Genomic DNA, 24,985 nt, shown 5'->3' with positions numbered 1-24,985 from the left:
CATTTCCTGACAACAGGCAAACATTCATGAAATGAAGCAGGGAAAATACAGCGATTTCCATCTTATGGAAAGAAGAAAAGAACAGAAAAATAATGACCTTGGTAAATAAGACAGAGCGTACTGGTAACCAATTGCCAAGAAAGGCCAGTTGCCAGACGTCACAGACATCTCTATAAACCGTTACAATAAAAAAAGGCTGTATCAGGAGTTCCTCTGACACAGCCCAGTTACTTCTGTGCAACGTATGAATCCGGATCTGTTATCCGACCTCTTCAATGCCCTCAAGCTTCCAATTTTCTGTACGGATGGGACGAGCCCAGGTCCATTTTTCAGCAAACTTGATAGGCTGAGTCATGCTTCCCGAAATGAGGTCGCCTGTGGTGTCGTCCACAGTATAATCGAGCAGATTGGCAGTAAAAAGGACAGTCACAAAATCTTCACCGTTAACTGACCCTGCATCCACCATCTCAACTTTTCGAATGGCGATACTCTCCAATTTGTTAATATGCCCTTTGGCTTTCATTTCCTTGAAATGCTGCTCATACTCCGATGCTAACTGTGTGCCGAGCAGATGACGGTAGCTGTCGAGATCTCGACGCATCCAGCCTGCCTGTACTTGGAAAAACACATCAGAAGCCACCTCTATAAAATGAGCATCATCAAAGCCAGGATCACTCATACGAATTTCTGCCAATCCGCTTTCAAGAGAAGCTTCCGGTGGTACCGGAGGAGGGCCTACGCTATTTGTTCCTCCTGCTCCGAAATTCCCCTGGTATACCTGACCGTTACCGGTACCATTCTGTGGTGGAGGCTGAAAGCCGGGTGATGAGGAACTGGTCGGCCTATTTATAAATTTTTTATACAGGATATACCCTACAACCCCCAAAACAAGCAGAGGTAATATTCCCATACCCGAACCGCCCATACCAAACATGCTGCCAAACAGCAGCCCTCCAAGCGCGCCACCGAGCAGTCCCCCAGCCAGACCACGGCCAAAACTTGACTTCTGACCTGTCTGTTGCTTATTGTAGGACTGTGAAGGCGCCGAGCGAGGGGTGTTACTCGGAGCCGGACGGCTGAACCTTTTACCCCCAGACATACTTTTCGCGTCCGCATATTTGGTGGTGATGCCTGCCTCACAAAACAAAAGGGCAGCCATGACCAAAAAAAGCGGAGTGAATTTCAACCAATTTTGCATAACGTGATTACTCTTTCCTTTGTCATGATTTACTGTTGGCCATCTTGCATACAGGATTCATTACTGCCCGGGTATCATACAGTATTATAGGCTAAAGCAACATAGACGTATTGTTCACAGTAGCCTGCAATACATTTCTGCATCCCTGGCCTGCGCGAAGCCCCTGTGCTTAAACAAAATGTTCTACAGCGTGAAAAAAATCCGGTGATCCCAAACACGAAAGAAGTTAAGCTTTAAATACCCAGAGTCAAGGCAATAACGATGCTCAGGAGTTATCAATGTTGCATGGTAACATGTCTGGCGCCTGGCATCCATTGCACAATATACTCGGAAAAATTCCGGGCGAAGAGTTTTTCTCCTTTTTGAATCTATGAGTTGCCAAAAAACGACACCTGCTGCAGACATCCTTTCCCAGTCGGCCTCCTCTACCTGGGTAAGTATTGCAACAGGAGATAGTGATGAACTGCAAACCCTTTCACTGGTCCTTTCCTCAGTGGATGTTGAACATCAGATACTCCTTTCTTCAGGAGAAATACAGGTTCGACCCGATGATGCCTCCCGGGCTATCGATCATCTGACACAATATTACCAGGAAAATATCAACTGGCCAGAGCCAGAGACTCCATCCTTTCCCCATGGAACACATTTTGACCCAGTCACCTTGCCGATAATGGTTCTTTTATGTTCTTTTTTCCTTCACACAGGCGAATGGACCCAACACAATCCATGGTTTCTCCAGGGGGCCGTAAGCAGGACAGCAATTATTGAGCAAGGTCAATGGTGGAGACTCGTCACAGCGTTGACCTTACATGCAGATATCGTACATCTGACAGGCAATGTACTGATCGGAGGATATTTGATGCATGAGTTAAGCCGTTTTCTTGGACCTGGAACAACCTGGTCCATAGCCATTCTTACGGGTGCCATGGCCAACTGGATAAACATTGCGTTACGCACTGAGCAGCATCTCTCCGTTGGATTTTCCACCATAGTATTCAGCTGCATCGGCCTGTTCGTCGGAATACAGCTGCTCCGCCGTGGAAAATTCACAACCAGCCTGTTAATCCCCCTCGGTGCTGGTGTCAGCCTGCTGGCTCTACTGGGCAGCGGCGGAGAAAGGACAGATCTGGGTGCACATCTTTTCGGACTGTGTGCGGGTATTTTCAGCGGCCTGCTTATCCGTGGATTACACATTGAACAGCAAGCTGAAAGCCACAAATTCCAGACAGTATGCTTTCTCTGTGCCGTCAGCCTGGTAGCGCTCAGCTGGTTTTGCGCTTTTCACTATTCAGGCATTCCATTTCAATACTGGCCGTATTGATCCATTGAGATCAGATAATGTATTTGTCCCGCGGCCCTAAGCTTTAACTGACTGAAATATTTTTTTTGGAAAACCGGACGATTTTGGAGATACTCTAAAAACCCTTCCCTCCCAGACATAATTTCAACGTTTTTTCAAAAAGTCGCTGAAAATGCAAGCTCCAGACGATTGACGACACCACTCTCCATGTATACAATACTTGACGTTTATGCGCGTTCTTTTTTATTCTCTGGTAGAAGGCAGTGTTTATCTGGTGCCTGTCCATACATGGTCTTTTTGTCCAATTTTATGTTATGCTGAGAATTTTGCCCACAGGTATCGCAACATACCCATGGCGATTATTTGAGTATAATATCATAGCGTTGTATTGGAAAGCATCTATCTGGACAGACACTGACAACTCCATTTTCATATTTGCGAAAACTCATACAGAGGTTTTTATCCATGCCAATGAACGAACAACCCCCGTGGGGGCAGAAGAAACGTCCATCCTCTCCTGAGGATTTCCTCGCTTCTCTGATCAAAAAAATTCGGGATTCCTTTGAACAGAAGGACGACCAGAGTCCCGAAGGAAACGAACCATCTCCACCCCAGGGGGAAGGGCCAGGTTTTTTCTCCGGTGCAGGAAAAATTGCCCTGCTCGTTGGAGCAGTCCTTTTAGTGCAGGGCGTCCTCACCTCCTTTTACACCATCCAGCCTGCTGAGCTTGGCGTGCTGCTCAGGTTCGGTGAATATTCCCGCACCACGTCCCCGGGCCTGCATTTTAAAATTCCCCTCATTGAAGAAGTTCGGAAGGTTAAAGTAGAAGAGGTACAAAAAGAGGAATTTGGTTTTCGCACCAAAACCCCCGGTAGATCGACGACCTATTCAAACAGCAATTTTGACAACGAAGCACTCATGCTTACAGGTGACAAAAATGTCATCGAAGTCGCCTGGATTGTACAATACAAGGTAAGTGACCCAATCAATTACCTGTTTAAGGTCGCTGATGTAAAACAAGCTGTTCGCGATGCTTCCGAGATGGTTACCCGCCGTATAGTCGGTAACATGGATTTTGATTATGTGCTTGGCAACCGTGAAATTTTAGCTGGAGATGCCAAACGTGAGTTACAGTCCGAACTGGATAACCTGGAATGTGGCGTACACATCGTTACCCTGCAGTTGCAGGACATTAACCCGCCGGAACGCGTAAAACCTGCTTTCAATGAAGTGAACGAAGCAGATCAGGATATGAAGCGGCTGGTGAATGAAGCTGAAGAGCAATACAACAAAGTCATTCCAAAGGCCCGTGGTAGCGCAAAACAGATAGTGGAAGAAGCCAAAGGATACGCTGTGGAACGCGTCAACCGTTCGCAAGGTGAAACAAACCGTTTCATGGCCATTTTCAACGAATATTCAGGTGCCAGGGAAGTGACAAGGCAGCGTATGTATCTTGAAGCCATGCAGGAAGTACTGCCCCATGTGAAACACGTCTATGTCATGGATGAACAGCAAAACAACGTGCTGCCTCTACTTGATGTGACAGGACGCAACGTTTCCACACAACCTGCACAATAATCTGCAGACATACACAGACACTTACAAGCAGCGAGTACAAGCTATGAAAAAAATATTACAAATTCTTTTCCTTCTGCTGATCCTTGCCACGGGGCTTTCTGTCATGGATGGATTTTTTACCCTTGAGGAAGGTCAACAGGCTGTCATTACCCAGTTTGGTAAACCTGTCGGAGAGCCATTAACCAAGGCTGGTCTCAAATTCAAAATGCCATTTGTGCAGAAAGTTCGTTATTTTGAGAAAAAAATCCTTATCTGGGATGGCGAACCCAACCAGATTCCGACCAATGACAAAACTTTTATCTACCTGGATACCACAGCCCGCTGGCGCATAAGTGATGCTCTGCGTTTCCTCCAGGCTGTCGGTAGCGAACGCTACGCACAGAGCCTGCTGGATGATATTCTTGACGGTACGCTGCGCGACCTGGTCAACAAAAACAACCTTATTGAAATCATTCGCAGCTCCGACTGGACCAGTGACTATATTGCCTCGACCCACCAGTCCAGGGATATGATAAAAGCACCGAATCAAGGTCGTGACGTTATCAGTGACCAGGTGCTGGAAGCTGCCTCCAAGGTCACCCCTCAATATGGTATTGAGTTAATCGATGTGATGTTTAAGCGTGTAAATTACATTGATTCGGTACGGGAAAGGGTCTATGACCGTATGATTTCAGAGCGTAAACGCATTGCAGCGGAAAAACGGTCTCTGGGTGAAGGACGAAAGGCGGAAATTCTCGGCAGGGTTGAACGTGAACTGCAAGAGATCATCTCAACCGCTAAAAAAGAAGCCATGGAAATCAAGGGTGAAGCCGATGCCAAGGCCACCAAGATTTACGGTGACGTATACAGTAAAGACCCTGAATTTTATGCCTTTATTCGAAGCCTTGAGAGCTACCGGGATATTATCACCGACAATACCTCACTGGTACTTTCATCAGATTCCGACTTATTTAAATACCTGAAGAAAGTTGAGCCGGAAAAATAACTGAGCCTGGTCATCTAACACCTTACGTTCACTTGCATCATCAATGCTCCCGGGAGATATTTCGGGTTGCTCCTGCATGAAAAAAGCCGCGTTTCAGACTCTTCTGAAACGCGGCTTTCTCTTTCTGGCTGACCAGCTTAATTGTATTGGAAAACAGCTCGTTGCGATTTGGGGCAGTCTAAGAATGCCAGTTTACCCGTGGTAAACTTAAGGTTCACGGAAAAAATAAATTATTCAATGTTTCCGAAACACTAAGGTCCAGGTCTATTCAAAAATGACGCCAGGCCCTTCATCTGCAAAATTTGGTCTCTGCTCCTCGGAGTACGGAATCCGCCCCCGCTCTTCAAGCAACTCTTCCAGCCGTATTAACTCTTCCTCTGTGCTAATGGCATCCAGTCCCAATTGATCATAACGGCAGCTGCAGTGAATCAACTGTCCGCCACACCAGGGACATACCTCTACCGGACAGCCGAGTTCATGGATTTCACCGGCAGGCACGTGACATGCGGGACAAATGGATGCATCTACCTGTAGTGGTTCATACATTTCCAGTTGTTCAGGTGTTGCGCACAGCTTTTTAAAAGCCGCCGGACTTTCAAATTCAAAAAAATCCAATGCCTCCTGGGCGAGGTAACCGTCTGAAAGACGCCCTTGAAATTCTATCCCTTCACTGGAGACCAGGTAGAGGTAGCCGTCTTCCAGTGAGATCATTGCGCCGAGCAGAAAAATACCCCTGTGCCTGCTCAGGACAACTATATTCTGAACATATGCCTCTTTTGCCTCTGGCAGGTTGGTATAAAACTCGTGGAGCAATCCAAGGCCAAGCCTGTCATCGCGATAAATGTCCAGCACATCTTCTGCTGACTGTAAAGCCCCCTCAGGCACACAAAATTCCATTGCCTGTTGAATTTCTCTATGTATATGTTTAAGTTCCTGCATAATTTTCAAACTTCACCTGTTAATATTACTGTTTGCCCACGCTCTTTGTGCAGCTTCCCATGGCATTCATCGTGTTCTGTTTCTTGATGCCATGTGGTTCGTAGCTGTAGAAATACCATGAAAAACCCTAAACACACGCTCAGGTGTTGTCCAGTACATACCCAAATTTACCATTATTAGCCCGGATTTCTCACAAGTATATTTTGCAGTTGATGAAAGACAATGGACAGACACTACCTCAGCAGTGCCGTCATCAACGGCCTGGATGAGCAACAATTCGCATGGCAGAGACACTCCAAGCATTGAAGGCTATTGTCAAAATATCGAAAATACTGTATGCTGTAAACTTGAATGAGAACTGAAGACTCTTCTCCCTGGTAGAAAGAGGACTTGGTCGCGCGTCCACCTGCCACAACTTTTACCATAACCCGTAACCTCGCCGCAGTGCTTCACAGGCACGCTACAGTTCCAAAGCGAGGTGATCCCGAAACCATTAGGTTCCATCTACTTCTGCATTACCACCAATGCAGGATAACCGTATTTTTTATTTTTAAGGTACATGAGAATATGACAGACGCTATTTTAAAAACTCATGCCCAACTTGTGATTGAAGGCAAAACCCATTATCTTCCAATACTTAAAGGGGCAGAGGGTGATAAAGCCATCGATATCTCCACATTAATGAAAGAAACAGGCTACGTGGTTTATGACGTTGGCTCCAAAAATTCTGCCACATGCAGCAGTGCAATCACCTTCCTGGATGGCGACAAAGGTATTCTTCGCTATCGTGGTTATGACATTGAAGATCTCGCGGAAAAATGCCTGTTTATCGAAGTGGCCTATCTCCTGCTTCATAACAAATTGCCCAATCGTGAGGAACTGGAAGGTTTCCGCACTCTGCTTGAAGAATATGCGTTGCTGCACGAAGATATGATCCACTTTTTCGATCATTTTCCGCCCAACGCTTCCCCTATGGCCATCCTTTCTGTGATGGTCAACAGTCTCCATAATTACTATCCGGAGATGGGTGGCGACCCTTTGGAAAATATAGATAAAACTGCCAGCCGTTTAATTTCCAAGGTACGCACCATTGCTGCATTTTCCTATAAAAAATCCATGGGCCATCCACTGGTTTACCCAAGAAATGACCTGAGTTATTGCGGTAACTTTCTGAACATGATGTTTGACACACCGGTTCGTCCCTATACCGTACAGCCTGAAGTTGTTGCAGCGATGAATAAATTACTTATCCTCCATGCAGATCACGAACAAAACTGCTCAACCTCGGCTGTCCGCCTGGTAGGAAGCGCAGGGGTAAACCTGTATGCATCCATATCAGCAGGAATCAACGCCCTGTGGGGTCCGCTCCACGGTGGAGCCAATGAGGCTGTTATTCAAATGTTGCAGGCTATCTACGCTGACGGTAACGACTATAAAAAATATATTGCCAAGGCCAAGGATAAGAACGACCCTTTCCGGTTATCCGGATTTGGTCATAGAGTCTACCGTACCTATGACCCCCGCGGCACAATCATCAAAAAAGCCTGCGACGGTATTCTGGCAGTATTGAACGTTTCTGATCCACTCCTGGAAATTGCCAGGAACCTGGAGGACATTGTTCTTAATGACGAGTATTTTGTCAGTCGCAACTTGTATCCCAATGTGGATTTCTATTCGGGAATTATCTATCGGGCCATCGGTATCCCGACCAACATGTTTACAGTAATGTTTGCGCTGGGAAGATTGCCGGGCTGGATTGCTCAATGGAAGGAAATGCGCGAGGATCCGCAAACAAAGATCATGCGACCCAGACAGGTCTATGCCGGCGAACCGCAAAGAACGTTCATACCCATTGGAGAAAGGTTTTAACGAACAGGTTTCTTCTGCCACATCGTTGCTTCAATGATTCAATAGCAGTGTATCACGTCAATGAAGCTACGATGTGGCAGAGGTACTACAAACGAAAGGGTATAGCTCTTTTCAGTGCTCCCGGCCCGCATTTATCATGGTTGAAAAGCAGGTTGAATCCAACCAATATACATTTTGGTAATTGGAATTACCCAAACGAACTTCATACCACTTCTTACACAAAACCGGGCACTCAAAAAAGATGATTCTTGACAGCATAACAGACCAGCATGCGCATAGCCTGCGGTGAGGAAATCGGGTGCACACTCAGGCGAGTGCGATGGTATTCTGAAGAATAAAATACCGTAGTTTTGACTGCTGTTCCCTGTTCATTTCACCAAACTGCACACTCAGCCTGGTTGTTTTAAAGCTGCTGAAATAGGAAGAAGGAAACACATCCACCTCACCCACCGTTGCTCCGGGGATATTGGCGATATAATCTTGCTGATGAGTGGAAAAAAGATCAAATGACGCCGCAGATACTTCGTCTTTATTCAACACGATGTATTCAATGGCCATCCCGCCTTCGCTGATATCGACAATCATACCGGGAGTGCTGCCAAGGAAAGCAAATACACCGTCTTTAACCCTGTACCTTGGAAATTTTCTACGTTCCTTTACTGAAACGGTATTGTTATCCATAGTACTCCTTAAAGGTCCTTCAGACCTTGGTAGTCTTAAGTGAGCGACAATACTCTCTGACCAATCTTAAACGTTCAATTGTGTTCAATCGAAAGTAAATGGGGCTGAGCATTAATATGCGTATTGCTTGTCGAGGGGTCATGGCATACCTCCTTGAGAGACTTAAAACTTGTCTTTCTTCATGCAACATTCGCACCACCCGCTCTATATGCGCCAAAAAGGGATATTTCAGCCTATTGGCAACACCTCACACCATTATTATTTCAAATATTCGGATTATAACACCAACATTATTTCAGTTTTCTGGAATTACATACCCACTGTCCTGTGCTCAGCCAAATTGCCCAGCGCCACTATTTCGATAGTGAAATTCTTATACCACAAACACATTCTTTTATAAAGTCAGCAGGTTAAACAATTAGCAAAAAAATTATTTCTCTAGAACTCCGTCGCATTGCAACACATCCGAAAATACGAAAGTTCTTACTAAAACCTCAGCCTATATACGCCTGAATCCAGAATTCGTGTACTTTCAACGCCGTTGCCCGTCTTGCCAACGCATATCAAAAGACAGGCAACGATCTATTATCATATGTTTTTCTGCAAAAAGTCAAACACCCTACAGTTTACAACGCAATGTCTGCGCCGGTCCCTCACGGGTGACTGATAGTCAACAGTCCCTTTTCACTCCTTGCCAAGATTTTGACCTTGTTGCACATGCACTGTCAGAGGAACTGCCAGCTGGGCTGCAGCTTCCATTTCCCGCTTCAGCAGCAGCATGACCTCTTCATGTTCATCATCAGGCACTTCCAGTACCAGCTCATCATGAACCTGAAGTATCATCCGGGACTGATACTGTCCTTCATTCAAAGCCCTGTTTACGCGCAGCATGGCAGCTTTCATGACATCGGCAGCTGTCCCTTGAATAGGGGTATTAATGGCGATACGTTCTGCAAACTCACGTTTACTCTTATTTGTATTCAAGATATCAGGAACAGGACGCCTTCTTCCGAATAATGTGGAAACAAAGCCATTTTCTCTGGCTTGCTCCACAATCTTGTCCATAAATTGACGAATACCGGCAAAATGATCGAAATATCTATCAATAAATGTCTGCGCTTCCTTGCGGCTCAGATCAAGCTGGCTTGCCAGACCGAAACTGGACATGCCGTAAACAATACCGAAATTGATTGTTTTGGCCACCCTGCGCATTTCAGAAGTAACAAGCTCCGGTGCTACAAAGAAGATCTGCGAAGCAGTTCTCCTGTGTATGTCTTCCCCTTGGAGGAACGCCTCAAGCAATTTTTCATCCTTGGAGTAATGGGCCATAACCCGCAGATCGATCTGGGAATAATCTCCGGAGATTAAGGCGTGACCCTGGGGCGCGATGAAAGCTTCACGGATACGCCGCCCCTCAGCCGTACGGATGGGAATATTCTGCAGATTGGGATTACTGGAACTCAGACGCCCTGTGGCTGTACCACATTGGTTGAATGAAGTATGGACCCTTCCGGTATTTGCATGCCGTAATTCGGCTAGCTTGTCAACGTAGGTGGATTTCAATTTTGCCAAATTTCGATAGTGTAAGACCTTTGCAGGTAACTCATGCTGCCCGGCCAGCTTTTCAAGTACCTTAACATCGGTGGACCAGCCTGTTTTAGTTTTTCTCCCCTTCGGTAACTGCAAATCTTCAAACAAAACATCGCCCAACTGCTTGGGAGATTGGATATTGAATTCTTTTCCTGCAAGAGTATAGATTTCCTGTTCGCATCCTGCCAGTTGTGTTGCAAAGTCTAGTGAAAGCTGCTGCAGCAATTCACCGTCCACCAACACGCCATTGGCCTCCATCTGCTGAAGCAAGGAAATCAAAGGCCCTTCAAGATCACGGTATAGCTCCATCATGCCGAGAGTTTCCAGCTCAGGTACCTGCCGTTGATAGAGTGTGCAGGCAGCGAACACATCTTCACAGCTGTAATTTGCAGCATCTTCAAGGGAAACCCTGGTGAATGCGTCTTCTCTTTTATCTCCTTGGACAACTTCGGCAAAGGAAGTCAGCCGCATATCAATCGCTTCGCAGAGATCATCAAGTTTATATGACCTTCTTCCAGGATCAAGCAACCAGGCTCCTACCATGGTATCAAAGAGAGGGCCGTTAAGCTGAATGTTGCCATTTTCCTGACGCCTCAAAACCGCCAGATCATATTTGATGTTATGGCCAATTTTCTCTATACGCTCATCTTCCAGCAATGGTCTGAGGCGTTCAACAACCTGCTGCAGTTCGAGCTGACCTGTCTGGCGGTCACCGTTCTCATTTACGTGGCCACAGGGCAGGTACCAGGCAGCATTTTCATCCATACATACAGAAATACCGACAAGATTTGCCTGAAGAACGTCCAGTGAATCGGTTTCTGTATCAATGACCAAGCTTTTTGCTGTTCGCAGCCTTTCTACAAGTTCAATCAGTTCTTCCTCTGTACTGACCAGGGAGAAGGTGCTTGTATCAACTTTAGCGCTATGCACCTCGTTTTTGAGCAGCGTATGAAATTCCAGTTCTGTAAACAGAGAGCGAAGAGCTTCATTATTGGCCGGCCTGCAGATATACTCTGCAAGGTCTTCAGGGACAGGGGCCTCATGATTGAGCCGTATCAGATCCCGGGAAAGGAAGGCATCGGCCTGGTGGTCCCTGATGCGTTGGGTGGTTTTGTTTTGCTTCAGTTCGTCCAGGTGCTGGTAGAAGTTGTCCAGATTGCCGTACTGTTCCAGATATTTCAGCGCGGTTTTAGGACCAACCCCAGGCACACCTGGCACATTATCAGAACTGTCGCCGACCATGGCAAAGTAATCAAGGAGTCTTTCTGGGGGCAGACCGTATTTTTTTTCAACTGCAGCTATATCCATAAGCCGGTCATTCATAGGATCCCATAGGCGGACCGATTCAGATACCAACTGCATCAGATCTTTATCACCGGAAACGATTACCACCTCACAGCCAGCCAGGGTAAGGACACTGGTGGCAGAGGCTATCAGGTCATCGGCTTCCTGGGTTGATTCTTCAAGGCTCAGAATGTTATAAGCACGCACCAACGATCGAATATGCGGGATCTGTACTGCGAGATCTTCAGGCATAGGAGGACGGTTTGCTTTATAATCAGCATACATATCATGACGAAAGACCTTTCCCCGAGTGTCAAAGGCGATTGCCAGATACTCCGGCTGCTTTTCATTCATGAGCTTTTTTAAAATTGTCGCAAAGCCAAATACTGCATGTGTAGGCAGCCCGCTACTGTTTGACAATGGTTTGATTGCATGATATGCGCGGTATATGTATGCACTTCCGTCGATGAGATAAACTACTGGTTTTACCATGAACATCCCTGTAAAGTTGAGAAAACGCCAAAGAATGGATATGAAATGGATAGCCTCAGGCGTCTATTTTGATGCCGTAAAATGTGGCCTGCTATTCTGGTAGGAATTCTCCAGGCCCGCATTTCTCGTAACTTTTTGAACCACCATTTAACTTTCTGAAATAACAGCACCTGTTAAACGAGTGGGAAAAATTACCTTGCGCGGTGAACAGACATGATAAAAACCGCTCATGAAAAAATCCGGGCTAGCTGGAAAATACCTGCTTTCTCTCGTAAAGCAAAATAAAAAACCTCTGCCAAAACTGACAGAGGTTAAAATTCACGCATTATATTTTTTACAAATACAGCGCTTACGTACTAGGAGGTGTGAGATTTTACCCAGGCAGCCTGTGGTCCTTTATCGCCTTCCTGAATTGCACAGATAACAGCATCGCCTTCGGTAAGATCTCCCATGGAGATGTCCTTGAGAGCACCGGCATGGAAAAACACTTCCCTGTTATCACCGGTTACTATAAAACCGTATGCCTCATCAGGAAACAGTCTTCGCACTGTACCGGCAGCAGTACTGTCTATTGCTGCACCCTGGTTAACTCGAGAGGATTTATGATTCTGCTTTTTACGAACAATCTCCTTTAATTGCAGACCAAGAACGTCAAAGGCTTCCACCAGCAGGGGGCGTACCTTTTCTCCCCACCGCTTGACGACAACGGTATCATTTGGCACCGAGGCAACCAAGCGAACCTCATAACCACCTTCCTTATATCCTGGGGTCGCTTCGATTGTGACACGCAGATGGAGAACAAAATTAGCATAATGACGAATAAGCTTTTGACGCTCATCTTCGATCTTATTCTGCCAACTTTTTCGAATGTCCAGATTTTTGGCCTCGATTTTCAGTTCCATATACATCCTCCACTAAAAGTAGCGTCAGCGGCCCAATGCCGCATATGGTTGTCCGCCCTGAAACAATACAATGCCTTTGAATTCTGCAAAGCGGCTTCCGCCACAAGGTGTTCGCCGAAAAATAGACGGTAAGGTAGTACGACGACCCGTTTCTGCAACCTGCTCGGGTCCCCTATGGTTGGAAAGCATTCTCTGTTTCCGGACAGACGTAACAAAATGGGTATACACGTAATCCCGACCTTTCCATACATTATCCATTGTTCGTCCCAAAAAGCCGGCCGCGCAATGAAAACACGTCATATAGAACAGTTGGCCACTGAAAAAACATTGATATTTCAGAAACAATATGTCGAATATAACATTGTTTGCAAAGCTGGATACTGTTGCTTGAGAAGCACTGCCTGGCTGCCCTGTACTCAGGGCAAGTGGAAATAATCCAGAACGGATAGGGCTATTATACAGGAAGGATATGAAAGAATACGGCATAACCATACCTGTACTATAGCCACTGATAGCCCAAGAAATCAAGAGGGAGAAACATGCTTTATTCATACTTTTTGTAAAATAATCGCTCATCCACATGCAACAAAACGAAAAAACAAGCTCATAAGAGATATAGAATAGTGCATTTTAAAACCATACTCTTCTTGACTCCAGACTCCCCTTGCAGGTAGATTCATAGCCATGAAAATACGTAACCAGAAAACAGGTGTCCTGCTGCTGAACCTAGGAGGCCCTGAAAAAACTGAAGATATCCGCCCTTTTCTTTTTAACCTCTTTTCCGATCGCAGCATCATCCGGCTGGGCCCATGTTTTTTGCAAAAACCCATAGCCTGGTGGATAGCTAAAAAACGGGCCCCGAAAAGTGCGGCGAGTTACGCACACATGGGGGGAGGTTCACCGATACGAAGAATAACAGACCAACAGGCAAGCGCATTGGAAACGCAACTGGGGGCACATGGTTCTTTTCTGGTACGTTCATGCATGAGATACTGGCATCCCTATGCCATGGAAACACTGCAGGAACTTCGGGATGAGGGTGTGGATAAAATCATCGCCCTGCCTCTGTACCCGCACTATTCCGTAGCAACTACAGGGTCATCCCTGGCTGATGTGCGCGACTGCCTGAACAGGCTTTCCTGGTCAGTCCCTCTGCATGTCATCAGGCAGTGGCCGGATCAAACGGCATATATCGACAGCCTGGTCACAAAAATTCGACAGGGGGTGAAACACTTTAACGGAGAGCCGGTGCAGATTCTTTACAGTGCCCACAGCCTGCCGGTTCGCTTCATCGAAGAAGGCGATCCGTATGTCGACCATCTGCAGATAACCATCAAAGCCCTGGAAAAACAGACAGAACGAAAAGGCATCCTCTGCTACCAAAGCCGAAGCGGTCCAGTCGAGTGGCTGGGTCCCTCAACCAAAGAAACCTTGGAAAATCTGGCCAGAAAAAACATGAAAAATGTTCTGGTGGTGCCCATATCCTTTGTCTCTGATCACGTGGAGACCTTGGTAGAACTCGATATTGAATATCGTGAACTGGCAGAAGGGCTGGGTATGCACTTTGTGACTACCAGCGGCCTGAATACGGATCCTCAATTTATTACTGCCCTGAAAAAGCTGGTTCTTTCAGCCGCAGCTTAACCTGGATTTTCACGATTTCCATGTAGCGAAAAATCCGGACCAATTCGTCTACGATGTCTGATAACGACGCATATAGATATTCATCATAATGCCAATGGCTACCATGGTGGTCATCAACGAGGAGCCACCATAGGAAAAGAGAGGAAGGGGAATACCGACTACAGGAAGAAATCCCATAATCATGAACAGGTTAATCACAGCCTGCCAGAAAATCATCATAACCAGACCATAGGCTAACAAGACCCCGAATTTATCTCTGGCTGTCATGGAAATGTGGATTCCCCAGAGCATCAGAAAAAAATAGCAGCCAAGGAAAAAGAGGCAGCCGGAAAAGCCCCATTCCTCTGCCCATACGGAAAAGGCAAAGTCTGTGTGGCGCTCCGGAAGAAAATGCAGGTGTCCCTGGGTTCCTTCCATAAACCCCTTGCCAAAGGTCTGCCCACTTCCCACAGCTATCTTGGATTGCATCACCTGATACCCATGATTCATGGGATCACCTTCAGGATTAATAAAAGTTTCAATACGCCTGCGCTGATAGTCTTTCAAAAGAAATTTCCATCCTATACCGACACAGGTCAATCCGGCACCAACAAGAATACCAATGGTAGTCCAACGCAGTTTTACAAACAGGGTCATGGAGACAAATAGAATACCCAACATGAGCGCTGTACCCAAATCCGGCTGAATAAGGATCAACACAAATGGAACAGCTGTCAATCCCACAGGTTTTATCAAATCTCGCAGCCGATAGCCCCCCTTGACTTCAGTTTTTGAATAGCATGAGGCAAGGACAAGGACCAATATCAGCTTCGCCGGTTCAGATGGCTGCAACCTGAAAAAACCAAGATTGATCCAGCGCTGTGTACCGGCAACGGTGGAAACAAACAGGTTGGTGTAAATCAGAAGAAGTACCACACCCACATACAGAATAAATCCAAACGTACTGAACTCCTGGTAATCAATGGATATACAGAGCAGGACAATGATCATTCCCGCTACCAGCAGGTAGAGCTGCTTATAAAAAATTGGTGAAACCCCGGATTCCCCATTAAAGGTCGAACTATATAAATTCGCCATTGCCATGCCTGATATCAGAATAAGCATAAGCAACATGACCCAGTCAAAATGATGAATAAGACGTCGGTCGAACCGGAGCATGTTAATTCTCCATAACAGTTTGTTCGTGCTTCAGATTGCCGTTGGTATCAGCCTTAGAGTTGGAGGCATCCACCAGCAACTCGTCAAAAAGAACTACCGCGCTCACTTCAGTTTCCCTGGGGTGTATCTCAAAATATTTTCGCAACACAGCTCCTGCAATTGGTGCAGCTGCTGATCCTCCGTGCAGGCCATGCTCCACAACAACAGCCACCACGATTTCAGGATTTTCCGCAGGAGCAAAACTGATGAAAAGCGCATGATCACGGTATTTATAGGGAATATCCTCTTCACGTAAATGCATATATTGTTTGAGACGTACAACCTGAGCTGTACCTGTTTTACCGCCCACCATAATACCCATATCTTTCAGGGAAGCTTTTTTCCCGGTTCCTCGCTTTCCGTTCACAGCTTCCACCAGTCCGTCACGTACTAATTTCAAAGTTCTTCCCTGCCCGGCAAGCCGTTCCAGAATTTGCGGTCTAAAAGACTCAATCACATGACCATCAGGATCTTTGACTTCCTCAACAATGGCTGGTTTGTACAGGGTCCCTCCATTGGCAAGAGCTGCGGTCATCAGTGCTAACTGTACAGGCGTCACCAGATCAAAGCCCTGGCCAATAGCTACGGACAGGGTCTCCCCTTCCTGCCATGATTTTCCATACCTCTTTTTCTTCCACGCAATGGTAGGCACGATGCCAGCCTTTTCATGCTCCATTTCAATGCCTGTCTTTTTACCTAAACCGAACAATTTTGCGTACTTGGCAATCCTGTCGACTCCCAACCTCTGCCCGACCTGATAAAAATAGACATCACAGGATTCACTTAAGGCCCGTTTTAAATTCACAGCACCATGCCCTCCCCGTTTCCAGCACCGGTAGGTACGATTACCAAAACGATAATGGCCAGGACAATAAATAACGCTTTCAGGAGTTATGACCCCTTCTGCCAAGCCGGCAACAGCGGTAATAGCTTTAAAGGTTGATCCAGGGGGATACTGTCCCTGAACCAGCTTATTCACCAGGGGATGATGGGGATTTTCCAACATGCCTTTCCAGGCTTTGTGCGAGATACCACCAACAAATTCATCCAGATGCAGGGCCGGAGCACTTGCAAGCACCAGCATTCTGCCACTGTTGGCTTCCAGCGCGACCACAGCTCCGGCATAATCTTCAACAGCCATAAGGTCTTCTGCTGTTTTCTGCAATTCCATGTCCAGGGTGAGCCGCAGATCATTACCAGGGAGAGGTTCCAAACCTTTCAGGTTGCGTTGTTCAAAACCGAGAGCATTAACCTCCATGTAATTACGCCCTTTTTCACCGCGAAGGTCCTTTTCCCGCAGTCGCTCAAGGCCCATTTTCCCAACCAGGTCACCGCCCCTGTACAAACTGGGTTCAGCAGATTCCAATTCTTTTTTATTAATCTCCCCCAGATACCCTATGAGATGAGAAGCCAGGTTGCCGTAATGGTATACTCGCAGAGGCACAACCTCTATTTTGATACCAGGCAGATTCATCCGGTTGTTTTCTATGTGTGCAACGGTCTCCCAGTTGATATCTTCAGCCAGCCGCACAGGAAGATGCCCGGGCTCATGGGCCATCTTACGTATTTTTTCAAGAATTTCACCAGGTTCAACGTCAAGAGCATTGGTAATTTTCTTTAACCACTCATCATTGATTTTATTATCTTCACGTATCCATACCACATTAAAAGAAGGACGGTTGGTGACAATTTCCCGGCCAAATCGATCCAGAATATTCCCACGGGGTGCGGCTACTTCCAGGTAACGGACACGATTGGAGTCTGCAAGATCACGATATTTATCACCTTGCTGAACCTGCAGGTACCACAGACGGCTGACAATGACTGCAAAGAAAAAAATCAGGACCACTGAAGCATACATGGCCCGTCTTCTCAGCCAATCCAACTCATTATCATCCCGGGAAGTGAGCTTGGTTACTCCGGCGTCTTTTTTGTCTGACTCAAGTAACGGCTTGGGACGACGCTTATTTTTTCTTCGTAAATTTTTCATTGGTACTCAAGAAAATCTGACCTGACATGAGCTAACCCATCAGTGCCGAAACCTGTTATCGCTCTTAATTCGTAACTTGTTCCAAGGCAATATGCCGCGTTGCAAGCGTTTATTCATGGCTTCAAAAATTCGAAACAAGGGAAAGGCACAGATAACCAGCAGCACTGTCCGCAGTATCGTTTTCCACCATGACCACTCCACCAGCGTATCAGGTTCAAAGAAGCTCATCATGACATAAATGACCCATGACACAGCCAGATAACTCACTCCAATCAATGGAACCTGATACAAGGATTCACTGACAGGCAGACGAGTGGAGGCAAACCGGAGTAACCCGTAGCCGCTATAACACAGTACAGAATACATCCCTAGAATAGTTCCTGAAAAAACATCCAGCAGACAACTCAAGGGAAAAAGGATAATCAAACTGCGAAAAAGATCAAGTCGATAGGCAAGATAGGCAACCAGGATATAATAGAGATCTGGAGAAAAATCCCATAGCGGATGAATCATAAAGATGGTCGTCTGCAGAATAACCAGAACAAGGCCTACGAGTATGAATGCAAAAATAATCATATCTATACAAGAGGCCTCCCTGAATCTTCCATTTGCGTCATGACAAAATACTGCCCCATGTTCTTGATGCGAGAAGCAATCGCAGGTACCCCATTGCTGTAGAGCGGCATATATGGAGAGCACATTGCAGCATTACCCGTCAACAGGACAGGTGACTCGTTATTGAAGAAAAGCATAAAACATCGGTAACCGGGTACAAACACTGACGCTAATGACCAACCTGCTCTCTCTTCTGCAAAACAAAGAGATATTCCAACGTGCGGTAATCGACCGAAGGAGTTACTTCAATTTCATGGAAATTTCCCCGTCGTTTCCGAATCACCTTGGTTACGACACCGACGGGCAATCCGGTCGGAAAAACTCCTCCATATCCAGCAGTAACGACACGATCGCCCTCTTCCACCTCCACATTCTTCAGCACATAGTCCAGTTGATAGGTCAGCGCACCTGTTCCTTTGAGAATACCGCGCACCCTTGATTTTTGTAAGAGCACATCAATGGCACTTGATGGCGCAATGGCCAACAACACTTTGGAATAGTTAGGAGCCACGGTGAATACCTGCCCCACGATCCCTTCACCGTTGGTTACCGGACTGCCCTTGACAACACCATCATTGGTTCCTCTGTCTATAATGATGGAACGAAACCACATGGAAGGGTCCTTACCAATAACTGTAGCAGTTATCATTGGCAGGTTGGAGGCTTCACGAAAATTCAGGAGCTTTTTCAGCCTTGTATTGGTAGCCATGGCTTCACGGCTCTTGTGCAACAGGGCACGGCTCTCCTGCAGCTCTTTCCAGAGCCGTTTGTTTTCTTCACGCACCGAGAGAACATCAAGGTATTCTTCCCTGAACGTATCAAAATGACGCAAGCCCGAAGCTACGAACTCCTGTACAGGGCCCGCAGACTCAAGAACAAGTTTGTGCAGGCTTCCAAACTTCTGGCTTCCCACCGTGGAAACAAGAAAAATAAACCCCAGGGTCAGTATAACCCCGGAAAAAACTATAAGGCGAAAAAGGCGAAACCTGGTGTTTCGCGCTCTGCTACTCTGCTTTCTCATGAAACATGCTCAAGGCAATGGAACCGTGTTTAAAGAGATGGAGCTTACCCCGACTTCAAAGCAGCCACAAAAAAGCAGGGCAAAGCAGCATCAAGCTTTATGGTTTATATGAAAGAGGATGCTGTTGCAAAATCCCTTTTACCCAAAATCCACTTTTCATTATCTGTCTGCAGCCTGCCAATGATCCTATTCAATGGCAATTTCACGTAGAATCTCTATATTATCCAAGGCCTGGCCAGAGCCTAGCACCACAGATGACAGAGGATCATCAGCAACGATAATCGGCATGCCGGTTTCGTTTTTCAACAACACGTCCAGGTTCTTTAACAAGGCACCGCCGCCAGTGAGCACAATTCCCTGGTCCACAATATCTGCAGAAAGCTCGGGAGGAGTAACTTCCAAAGCAACTTTAACAGCATCTACGATAATATCCACCTGTTCTGCAATGGCGGACTGAATTTCCTTGGAAGTAATTGTCAATGTCTTGGGAATACCGGAAACCAAATCCCGCCCTTTGATATCCATGGTCTCATACGGCTCTTCTGGCAATACATTCCCGATGGTGGTTTTGATTTCCTCAGCAGTACGCTCACCAATGGCCAGGTTATGTTTACGTTTGATGAACTGGAGAATGGATTCATCCATTTTGTCTCCAGCAACGCGTACAGATTTGGCATACACAATACCTGCCAGAGAAATCACAGCTACCTCGGTGGTACCTCCGCCGATATCTATGATCATGTTTGCCGTGGGCTCAGTAATGGGCAGATCGGCACCAATGGCAGCGGCCATTGGTTCTTCAATCAGATATACCTCACGGGCGCCGGCCGATTCGGCAGATTCCCGAACAGCTCGTTTTTCAACCTGGGTAATCCCCGAGGGTACAGAAATTATGATCCTCGGGTGAACAAGGGTCCTTCTGTTATGTACCTTATTGATAAAGTAGCGCAGCATGGCCTCGGTCACTTCGAAGTCAGCAATAACGCCATCTTTCATAGGGCGTATCGCCGCGATATTGCCAGGGGTTTTTCCCAGCATTTCCTTCGCTTCCCTTCCCACTGCCAGCACTCTGCTGCCACGAAGATCACGCCTTACGGCGACCACCGAAGGTTCACGCAACACGATTCCCTTGCCTTTGACATACAACACTGTGTTGGCAGTGCCCAGATCTATGGCCAGATCATTGGACATCCAGCCGAAAAGAAAATTAAACGGAGAAAACATTCCGATTCCACCTGGTAAAAAATGAATGATATCAATTGGTCTGCGAGAAATACGACTAAAGAGCGGCCAACATGCAGACATGAGACGATTTTTTTGACAACTCAGCAAGCCCTACACATTACCAACAGAAGTCTAAATTGGCAACTTATATGACCTTGGAAATAAAAAAGAAAGAATTTATGTTGACAGTCACCCAACCAACATGGTAATCACTCTCGCACTTCAGCAGAATAAGGGGCTATAGCTCAGCTGGGAGAGCGCTTGAATGGCATTCAAGAGGTCAGCGGTTCGATCCCGCTTAGCTCCACCAAATATAGAAAGGGGTTAACTCAAAATGAGTTAACCCCTTTTTTTTTCCCGAAACCGTTGCCACTCACCAAGGTCAGCGCCTTCAACTTCGCCCCGTTTTCATGGTTAAAACTCGCCAAGAAGTCCAATTCACATCTAACCTCCATATTGTACGGGGTTAACCATTAACGATAACAGCTCTTCTTAATACCTCGTGAAGATTGCACAGACCGCGTAAAATTATTAGAGTTTGGTTAGGAAAATAGTACAACCGAACGAAATCCAGTCCGGCCCGACTTTTTTCAAATCACTGTGAGATGAATTTGAAGCACCATAAAACACACTTGAAAAAATGTTGAGCGACCTGCATAAAAGTCATCCTGGCGGCCGGATCTCAGCAGCCAAACCAAACCGAGTGCCCCACCAATGAACGGCAAACACCTTGGCAATCTTCAACCAAGCGACCCCTTGCATCACTATCTGAAAGATAACATTCTCCCCCAGCTTGGAGCAAATCTTCCGCAGGCACAGTTCTCTGTGCAAAATTCTGAAAGCTCAAAAAATGTTTATCTCTACACCGAGAGTCAGAGCGGTATTCAAGTTATTGGTAAATTTTACCCAGATCGCAGCAACGGAAGCCTGACAAAAGGTGAAATTGAATTCAGAAACCTTGTTCACCTGCGTAACCTCAGTTTTGACAAACCACCTCATTACGTGGTTAAGCCTCTGGGTTTTAATAAGGATATTGGCAATGTACTGGTGATGGAATATCTGGAAGGCGATACACTCAGCTCCATCATTAACAGCGCAGTATATCAGAAAAACAAAAAAAAATTGTATCGCAAACTGACAGCTCTTGCCCACTTTCTTGCCGAACTTCACAATCATACGGCAAATGCCACGCCTGTTCAATTTGATACAATGCTGGACTACATGCAAAGCCTAATTACAGTTTTGCATATCAAGCGCGATTTACCGGTGGAAGAAGTGGAAGAACTGACCAGTCTTCTTGTCGCGTGGCAGAGTAAGGAAGATATGTACCAAGACAGCCAGGTACTGGTTCATGGTGACGTGACACCAGCTAATTTTCTTTTTGGTCACGGCCCCATCGTGTTAGCCATTGACCTGGAAAGGATGCAGTGGGCAGACAGGGTTTTTGATCTTGGACGCTTATCTGGTGAACTGGCTCATTTCTTTTTTCTCGGGACAGGTTCCCCGGAAAAAGCAGAGCCTTTCATAGGTCATTTTCTTTGGGAATACAGCAGGTATTTTCCAGACCAGAAAGAAACATTCCGGGCCATCACCCAACGCCTGCCATTTTACATGGGCATGACCCTGCTGCGTATTGGACGCAACTGGTGGATCAGCCCAGAGTATCGTCCTAAACTGATCAATAGGGCAAAACAGATTTTGCGGAGTACCCATGAAGTTCAAAGGGATTCTATTTGATATTAACGGCACCCTTGTAGACATCCTGACCGATGAATCCCGGGATGACATCTATCGCGCTATCAGCAATTTTATGCGCTACCAAGGCATTGCCATAGATGCAGACAGCCTGAAAAAGGACTATTTTGCCAGATTACAGAGGCAGAAAAAATTAAGTGGAGAGCAATATCCAGAGTTTGATGCAGTCGCATTATGGAGGGAATTTCTTCAGGAGCAGCTCCCGAAAGGCGCAAAAGGACGTCTGGGAAAAACAAAACTGAAAAACATGCCCAACTTTCTCGCAGAAATGTATCGAGCAGCTTCCATGTACAGACTGCAGCTCTATCCAGGAGTTACAGAGGTGCTGACAAGCCTTGCAGACCAATACAGACTGGCCGCCCTTTCAGATGCTCAGAGCGCATGGGCAATGCCTGAACTGCGAGCAGTCGGCCTGGCCGTCTTTTTTGAATCTGTTATTGTTTCCGGAGATTTAGGATACCGAAAACCTGACCCACGCATTTTTTCACTTGCATCTTATCAGATGCAGCTCCCTATGGAGGACATACTCTTTGTAGGCAATGATATGTACCGCGATATATATGGTGCCCAGGTATCTGGTATGAAGACGGTCTTTTTTGCATCAAACCAGGGAAGAACCAAGTACAGAGATACGGAAGCTGACTATATCATTTACTCCTTTGCAGAGCTGCCCACTGCCATTTCTTTTCTCGAAAACAAATAATAAGCCCTGCAGTATCGTTCGCATGCGATCCAAGGCGTACCTTTTAAGCGTTTACTGCTGCGTACCATTTGCTGGATGTAATTACTTTTGAAAGAGGGTCTGACTCAAGATTACACTCGATACAACATGCTCCACCCAACACTCCGGTATTCCACTATTCGTACAAACACACCTCATAAGTATCCTGGCATCGATGCCGTAAAGAGGTCAACCAGGGAACCGCAGAAGAAAATATAAAAATTGAATTTGACCCGGTCAACACGAATTGAGGGGCACCTGAATGTCAAGACTTCCTTACATTATACCATTACTACATATTCTAGTAGCTCAACTTTACCAAGAAGAACACAAGGTGATATAGACAAAACCTATTACAATCAAAAGTTATTTACAAATAATAATACCAATCAAAAAAAGTAATACAGTTCAACACATTCCACTGTAACCTATCGGCAATTATCATTTATCTCAAAAAAAATCCTGGCAAAAGCACTGGAATTACCAGTAAACTGATATATAAAGAAGTGGCTTTTTTACCTGCCAGGCGCATAATCTTAAACATATGGACATTTCTCCCCCCTGCGGGATGCCACTCAACATTTTCCATACGTATACCCCATTTGAAGCAGCCGTTCATCAAGGTATGGAAAGGTCGGCATGAGTCTATATACAGCAAATACAGGCAAGGGATTACCAATCACTTCTTGCTTTAGGGTCGCGGAAAATAATAAATATTCCAAAATTGCGTAGGATATCGGTTTGGTAACGTTGTTGCGACAACGTTACCGAGTTGAGAGACAAGCAAGATTGGATAATTTATTTTTTCCGTAACCCATATAATCAGCATAGTACAGGCCAAAGACGTTAGGCATTCTGGATACGTTTACTCCAAGGGAGAAAAATGTGTACATCTTGACCAGAAGCAAGTCTTACCGCTACGAACACATCAGCATGAGAGCTGCACATCTCCGACCTTGCTCTCTATCTCGCTATACCACCGCCTTTTTCCTGGCATGTTTCTTCACGCTCATCAATATCGCGACTGTCTGCGCTACAGAGGAAGGACAAGCGCCTCCAGCAAGGCATAACATATCAAAGGGCTCTGCTTACCTTACCCAGGAAGAACAGCATTGGCTGGCAACCCATGACAAACTGACAGTGAGAACCATGTCTTCATGGCCGCCAATGAACTTTACCTCACCGCATGGAGAACCTGTTGGAATAGGCGTTGATATTCTCAGGCTTTTTGAAAAATGGAGCGGCATTACACTGCAGATAGAGGCAGGCCCCTTTTCCGATAACCTGGAAGCGGTAAAAAACCGAAAAGTGGCAGCGCTCATGGATGTTACACCAAAACCCGCTCGGGAAAAATACCTCCATTTCACTCGTCCCTATCTCACGATACCGCACGTTATTATTGGTAGAATTGATGGTCCTTACTATCATAGCGAGAAAGACCTGGCAGGAAAAACTGTTGCCCTTGAAGAGGGATTCTACAATATTTTATACTTCCAAAAGAACCATCCAGAGGTACGCATTACAAAATACCCGGATACCAAAGCGTGTCTTCTGGCAGTGGCTAAAAAATCTGCAGATGCCTATGCCGGTAATCAGGCTGTGGCCAATTTTATCATAGCCCAGCAGGTTCTCGCCAACCTGCAGGTACAGGGGACACTCAAGAAACCGGTATCCACCCTCTCCATAGGGGTCAGAAAGGACTGGCCGGTACTGGCAGCACTGTTTGACAAATTTCTGATGGACCTGCCCGTTGTTGAAAAACAAAAGGTGCTCAGGCATTGGGTTCATTATGAGCAATCAGAGATGCGTAAAAGCCCCCTGCGCCTAACAGAACAAGAGAAAACCTGGCTGGAAACACACAAAATTATCCAAGTGGGAGTGCATCCGTTCTGGGCCCCCCTTGAAACGGGTGCAGCCGATCTCCCATAAAGCATAAAATTCACGCAGCCTTTGGTAGTTCCAACGGTTTACTTGATCTCACCTGGATGTTTCTTTCTTCG

General features: G+C 46.1%; 18 protein-coding genes and 1 tRNA gene. 9 read left to right on the top strand and 10 right to left on the bottom strand.

Going from position 1 to position 24,985, the window contains the following annotated elements; all coding sequences use genetic code 11:
- Positions 1 to 259: 259 nt before the first annotated feature.
- Positions 260 to 1,198, bottom strand: a complete 939-nt coding sequence (locus G493_RS0108340; RefSeq protein WP_028580007.1) for a Tim44 domain-containing protein — start codon at positions 1,196 to 1,198, stop codon at positions 260 to 262.
- A gap of 370 nt (positions 1,199 to 1,568) precedes the next feature.
- On the opposite strand from G493_RS0108340, the gene G493_RS31960 reads away from it, so the two are divergent.
- From G493_RS31960 to hflC, 3 genes are all read left to right on the top strand, one after another.
- Positions 1,569 to 2,519, top strand: coding sequence for a rhomboid family intramembrane serine protease (locus G493_RS31960; protein ID WP_051309138.1), 951 nt, complete (start codon positions 1,569 to 1,571; stop codon positions 2,517 to 2,519).
- Positions 2,520 to 2,969: 450 nt separating this feature from the next.
- Complete coding sequence (gene hflK / locus G493_RS0108325; protein ID WP_232363733.1) at positions 2,970 to 4,076, top strand: FtsH protease activity modulator HflK; 1,107 nt, start codon at positions 2,970 to 2,972, stop codon at positions 4,074 to 4,076.
- Between the two features lie 43 nt (positions 4,077 to 4,119).
- Positions 4,120 to 5,061, top strand: coding sequence for a protease modulator HflC (gene hflC, locus G493_RS0108320; RefSeq protein ID WP_028580005.1), 942 nt, complete (start codon positions 4,120 to 4,122; stop codon positions 5,059 to 5,061).
- Between the two features lie 264 nt (positions 5,062 to 5,325).
- Here the strand turns inward: hflC and G493_RS28430 are convergent, their stop codons facing one another.
- Positions 5,326 to 6,000 carry a hypothetical protein gene (locus tag G493_RS28430; protein ID WP_035274007.1) on the bottom strand — a complete coding sequence of 225 codons (675 nt, stop codon included), beginning with the start codon at positions 5,998 to 6,000 and terminating at the stop codon, positions 5,326 to 5,328.
- A 567-nt stretch (positions 6,001 to 6,567) separates the two neighbouring features.
- On the opposite strand from G493_RS28430, the gene G493_RS0108305 reads away from it, so the two are divergent.
- Positions 6,568 to 7,869, top strand: a complete 1,302-nt coding sequence (locus G493_RS0108305; protein ID WP_035274005.1) for a citrate synthase — start codon at positions 6,568 to 6,570, stop codon at positions 7,867 to 7,869.
- A gap of 306 nt (positions 7,870 to 8,175) precedes the next feature.
- Here the strand turns inward: G493_RS0108305 and G493_RS0108300 are convergent, their stop codons facing one another.
- From G493_RS0108300 to G493_RS0108285, 3 genes are all read right to left on the bottom strand, one after another.
- Positions 8,176 to 8,550 (bottom strand): PilZ domain-containing protein, encoded by a 375-nt coding sequence (locus tag G493_RS0108300; protein WP_028580003.1) that lies wholly within the window; start codon positions 8,548 to 8,550, stop codon positions 8,176 to 8,178.
- Between the two features lie 684 nt (positions 8,551 to 9,234).
- Complete coding sequence (polA, locus tag G493_RS28425) at positions 9,235 to 11,916, bottom strand: DNA polymerase I (protein ID WP_035274004.1); 2,682 nt, start codon at positions 11,914 to 11,916, stop codon at positions 9,235 to 9,237.
- 356 nt (positions 11,917 to 12,272) lie between these two features.
- Entirely contained in the window at positions 12,273 to 12,818 is a 546-nt protein-coding gene (locus G493_RS0108285; protein WP_028580002.1) for a cold shock domain-containing protein, read from the bottom strand.
- A 684-nt stretch (positions 12,819 to 13,502) separates the two neighbouring features.
- Here G493_RS0108285 and hemH point away from each other — a divergent pair.
- Positions 13,503 to 14,462, top strand: coding sequence for a ferrochelatase (hemH, locus tag G493_RS0108270; protein WP_035274003.1), 960 nt, complete (start codon positions 13,503 to 13,505; stop codon positions 14,460 to 14,462).
- 48 nt (positions 14,463 to 14,510) lie between these two features.
- Here hemH and rodA read toward each other — a convergent pair whose 3' ends face one another.
- From rodA to G493_RS0108245, 5 genes are all read right to left on the bottom strand, one after another.
- Positions 14,511 to 15,620, bottom strand: coding sequence for a rod shape-determining protein RodA (rodA, locus tag G493_RS0108265; protein WP_028579999.1), 1,110 nt, complete (start codon positions 15,618 to 15,620; stop codon positions 14,511 to 14,513).
- 1 nt (position 15,621) lies between these two features.
- Positions 15,622 to 17,649, bottom strand: a complete 2,028-nt coding sequence (gene mrdA, locus G493_RS28420) for a penicillin-binding protein 2 (protein WP_084813484.1) — start codon at positions 17,647 to 17,649, stop codon at positions 15,622 to 15,624.
- 39 nt (positions 17,650 to 17,688) lie between these two features.
- A complete protein-coding gene (locus G493_RS0108255; RefSeq protein ID WP_028579998.1) occupies positions 17,689 to 18,225 on the bottom strand; it encodes a hypothetical protein in 537 nt (178 codons plus the stop codon).
- 208 nt (positions 18,226 to 18,433) lie between these two features.
- The gene (gene mreC / locus G493_RS0108250) at positions 18,434 to 19,285 is read right to left on the bottom strand and encodes a rod shape-determining protein MreC (RefSeq protein ID WP_028579997.1); all 852 of its coding nucleotides are present in this window, start codon (positions 19,283 to 19,285) and stop codon (positions 18,434 to 18,436) included.
- Positions 19,286 to 19,471: 186 nt separating this feature from the next.
- Positions 19,472 to 20,509, bottom strand: coding sequence for a rod shape-determining protein (locus G493_RS0108245; RefSeq protein WP_028579996.1), 1,038 nt, complete (start codon positions 20,507 to 20,509; stop codon positions 19,472 to 19,474).
- Positions 20,510 to 20,743: 234 nt separating this feature from the next.
- On the opposite strand from G493_RS0108245, the gene G493_RS0108240 reads away from it, so the two are divergent.
- From G493_RS0108240 to G493_RS0108215, 4 genes are all read left to right on the top strand, one after another.
- Positions 20,744 to 20,819, top strand: a tRNA-Ala gene (locus G493_RS0108240).
- Between the two features lie 404 nt (positions 20,820 to 21,223).
- Complete coding sequence (locus G493_RS0108230) at positions 21,224 to 22,246, top strand: aminoglycoside phosphotransferase family protein (RefSeq protein WP_028579995.1); 1,023 nt, start codon at positions 21,224 to 21,226, stop codon at positions 22,244 to 22,246.
- The gene (locus tag G493_RS0108225; protein ID WP_028579994.1) at positions 22,221 to 22,967 is read left to right on the top strand and encodes an HAD family hydrolase; all 747 of its coding nucleotides are present in this window, start codon (positions 22,221 to 22,223) and stop codon (positions 22,965 to 22,967) included. Before G493_RS0108230 ends, G493_RS0108225 begins: the two co-directional genes overlap by 26 nt.
- Before the next feature lie 903 nt (positions 22,968 to 23,870).
- The gene (locus G493_RS0108215) at positions 23,871 to 24,914 is read left to right on the top strand and encodes a transporter substrate-binding domain-containing protein (RefSeq protein WP_028579993.1); all 1,044 of its coding nucleotides are present in this window, start codon (positions 23,871 to 23,873) and stop codon (positions 24,912 to 24,914) included.
- The last annotated feature ends 71 nt before the right edge of the window (positions 24,915 to 24,985 follow it).

The organism is Desulfogranum japonicum DSM 18378, from assembly GCF_000429945.1.
Lineage (GTDB): Bacteria > Desulfobacterota > Desulfobulbia > Desulfobulbales > Desulfobulbaceae > Desulfogranum > Desulfogranum japonicum.
This window is presented reverse-complemented; position numbering and strand designations above follow the sequence as displayed.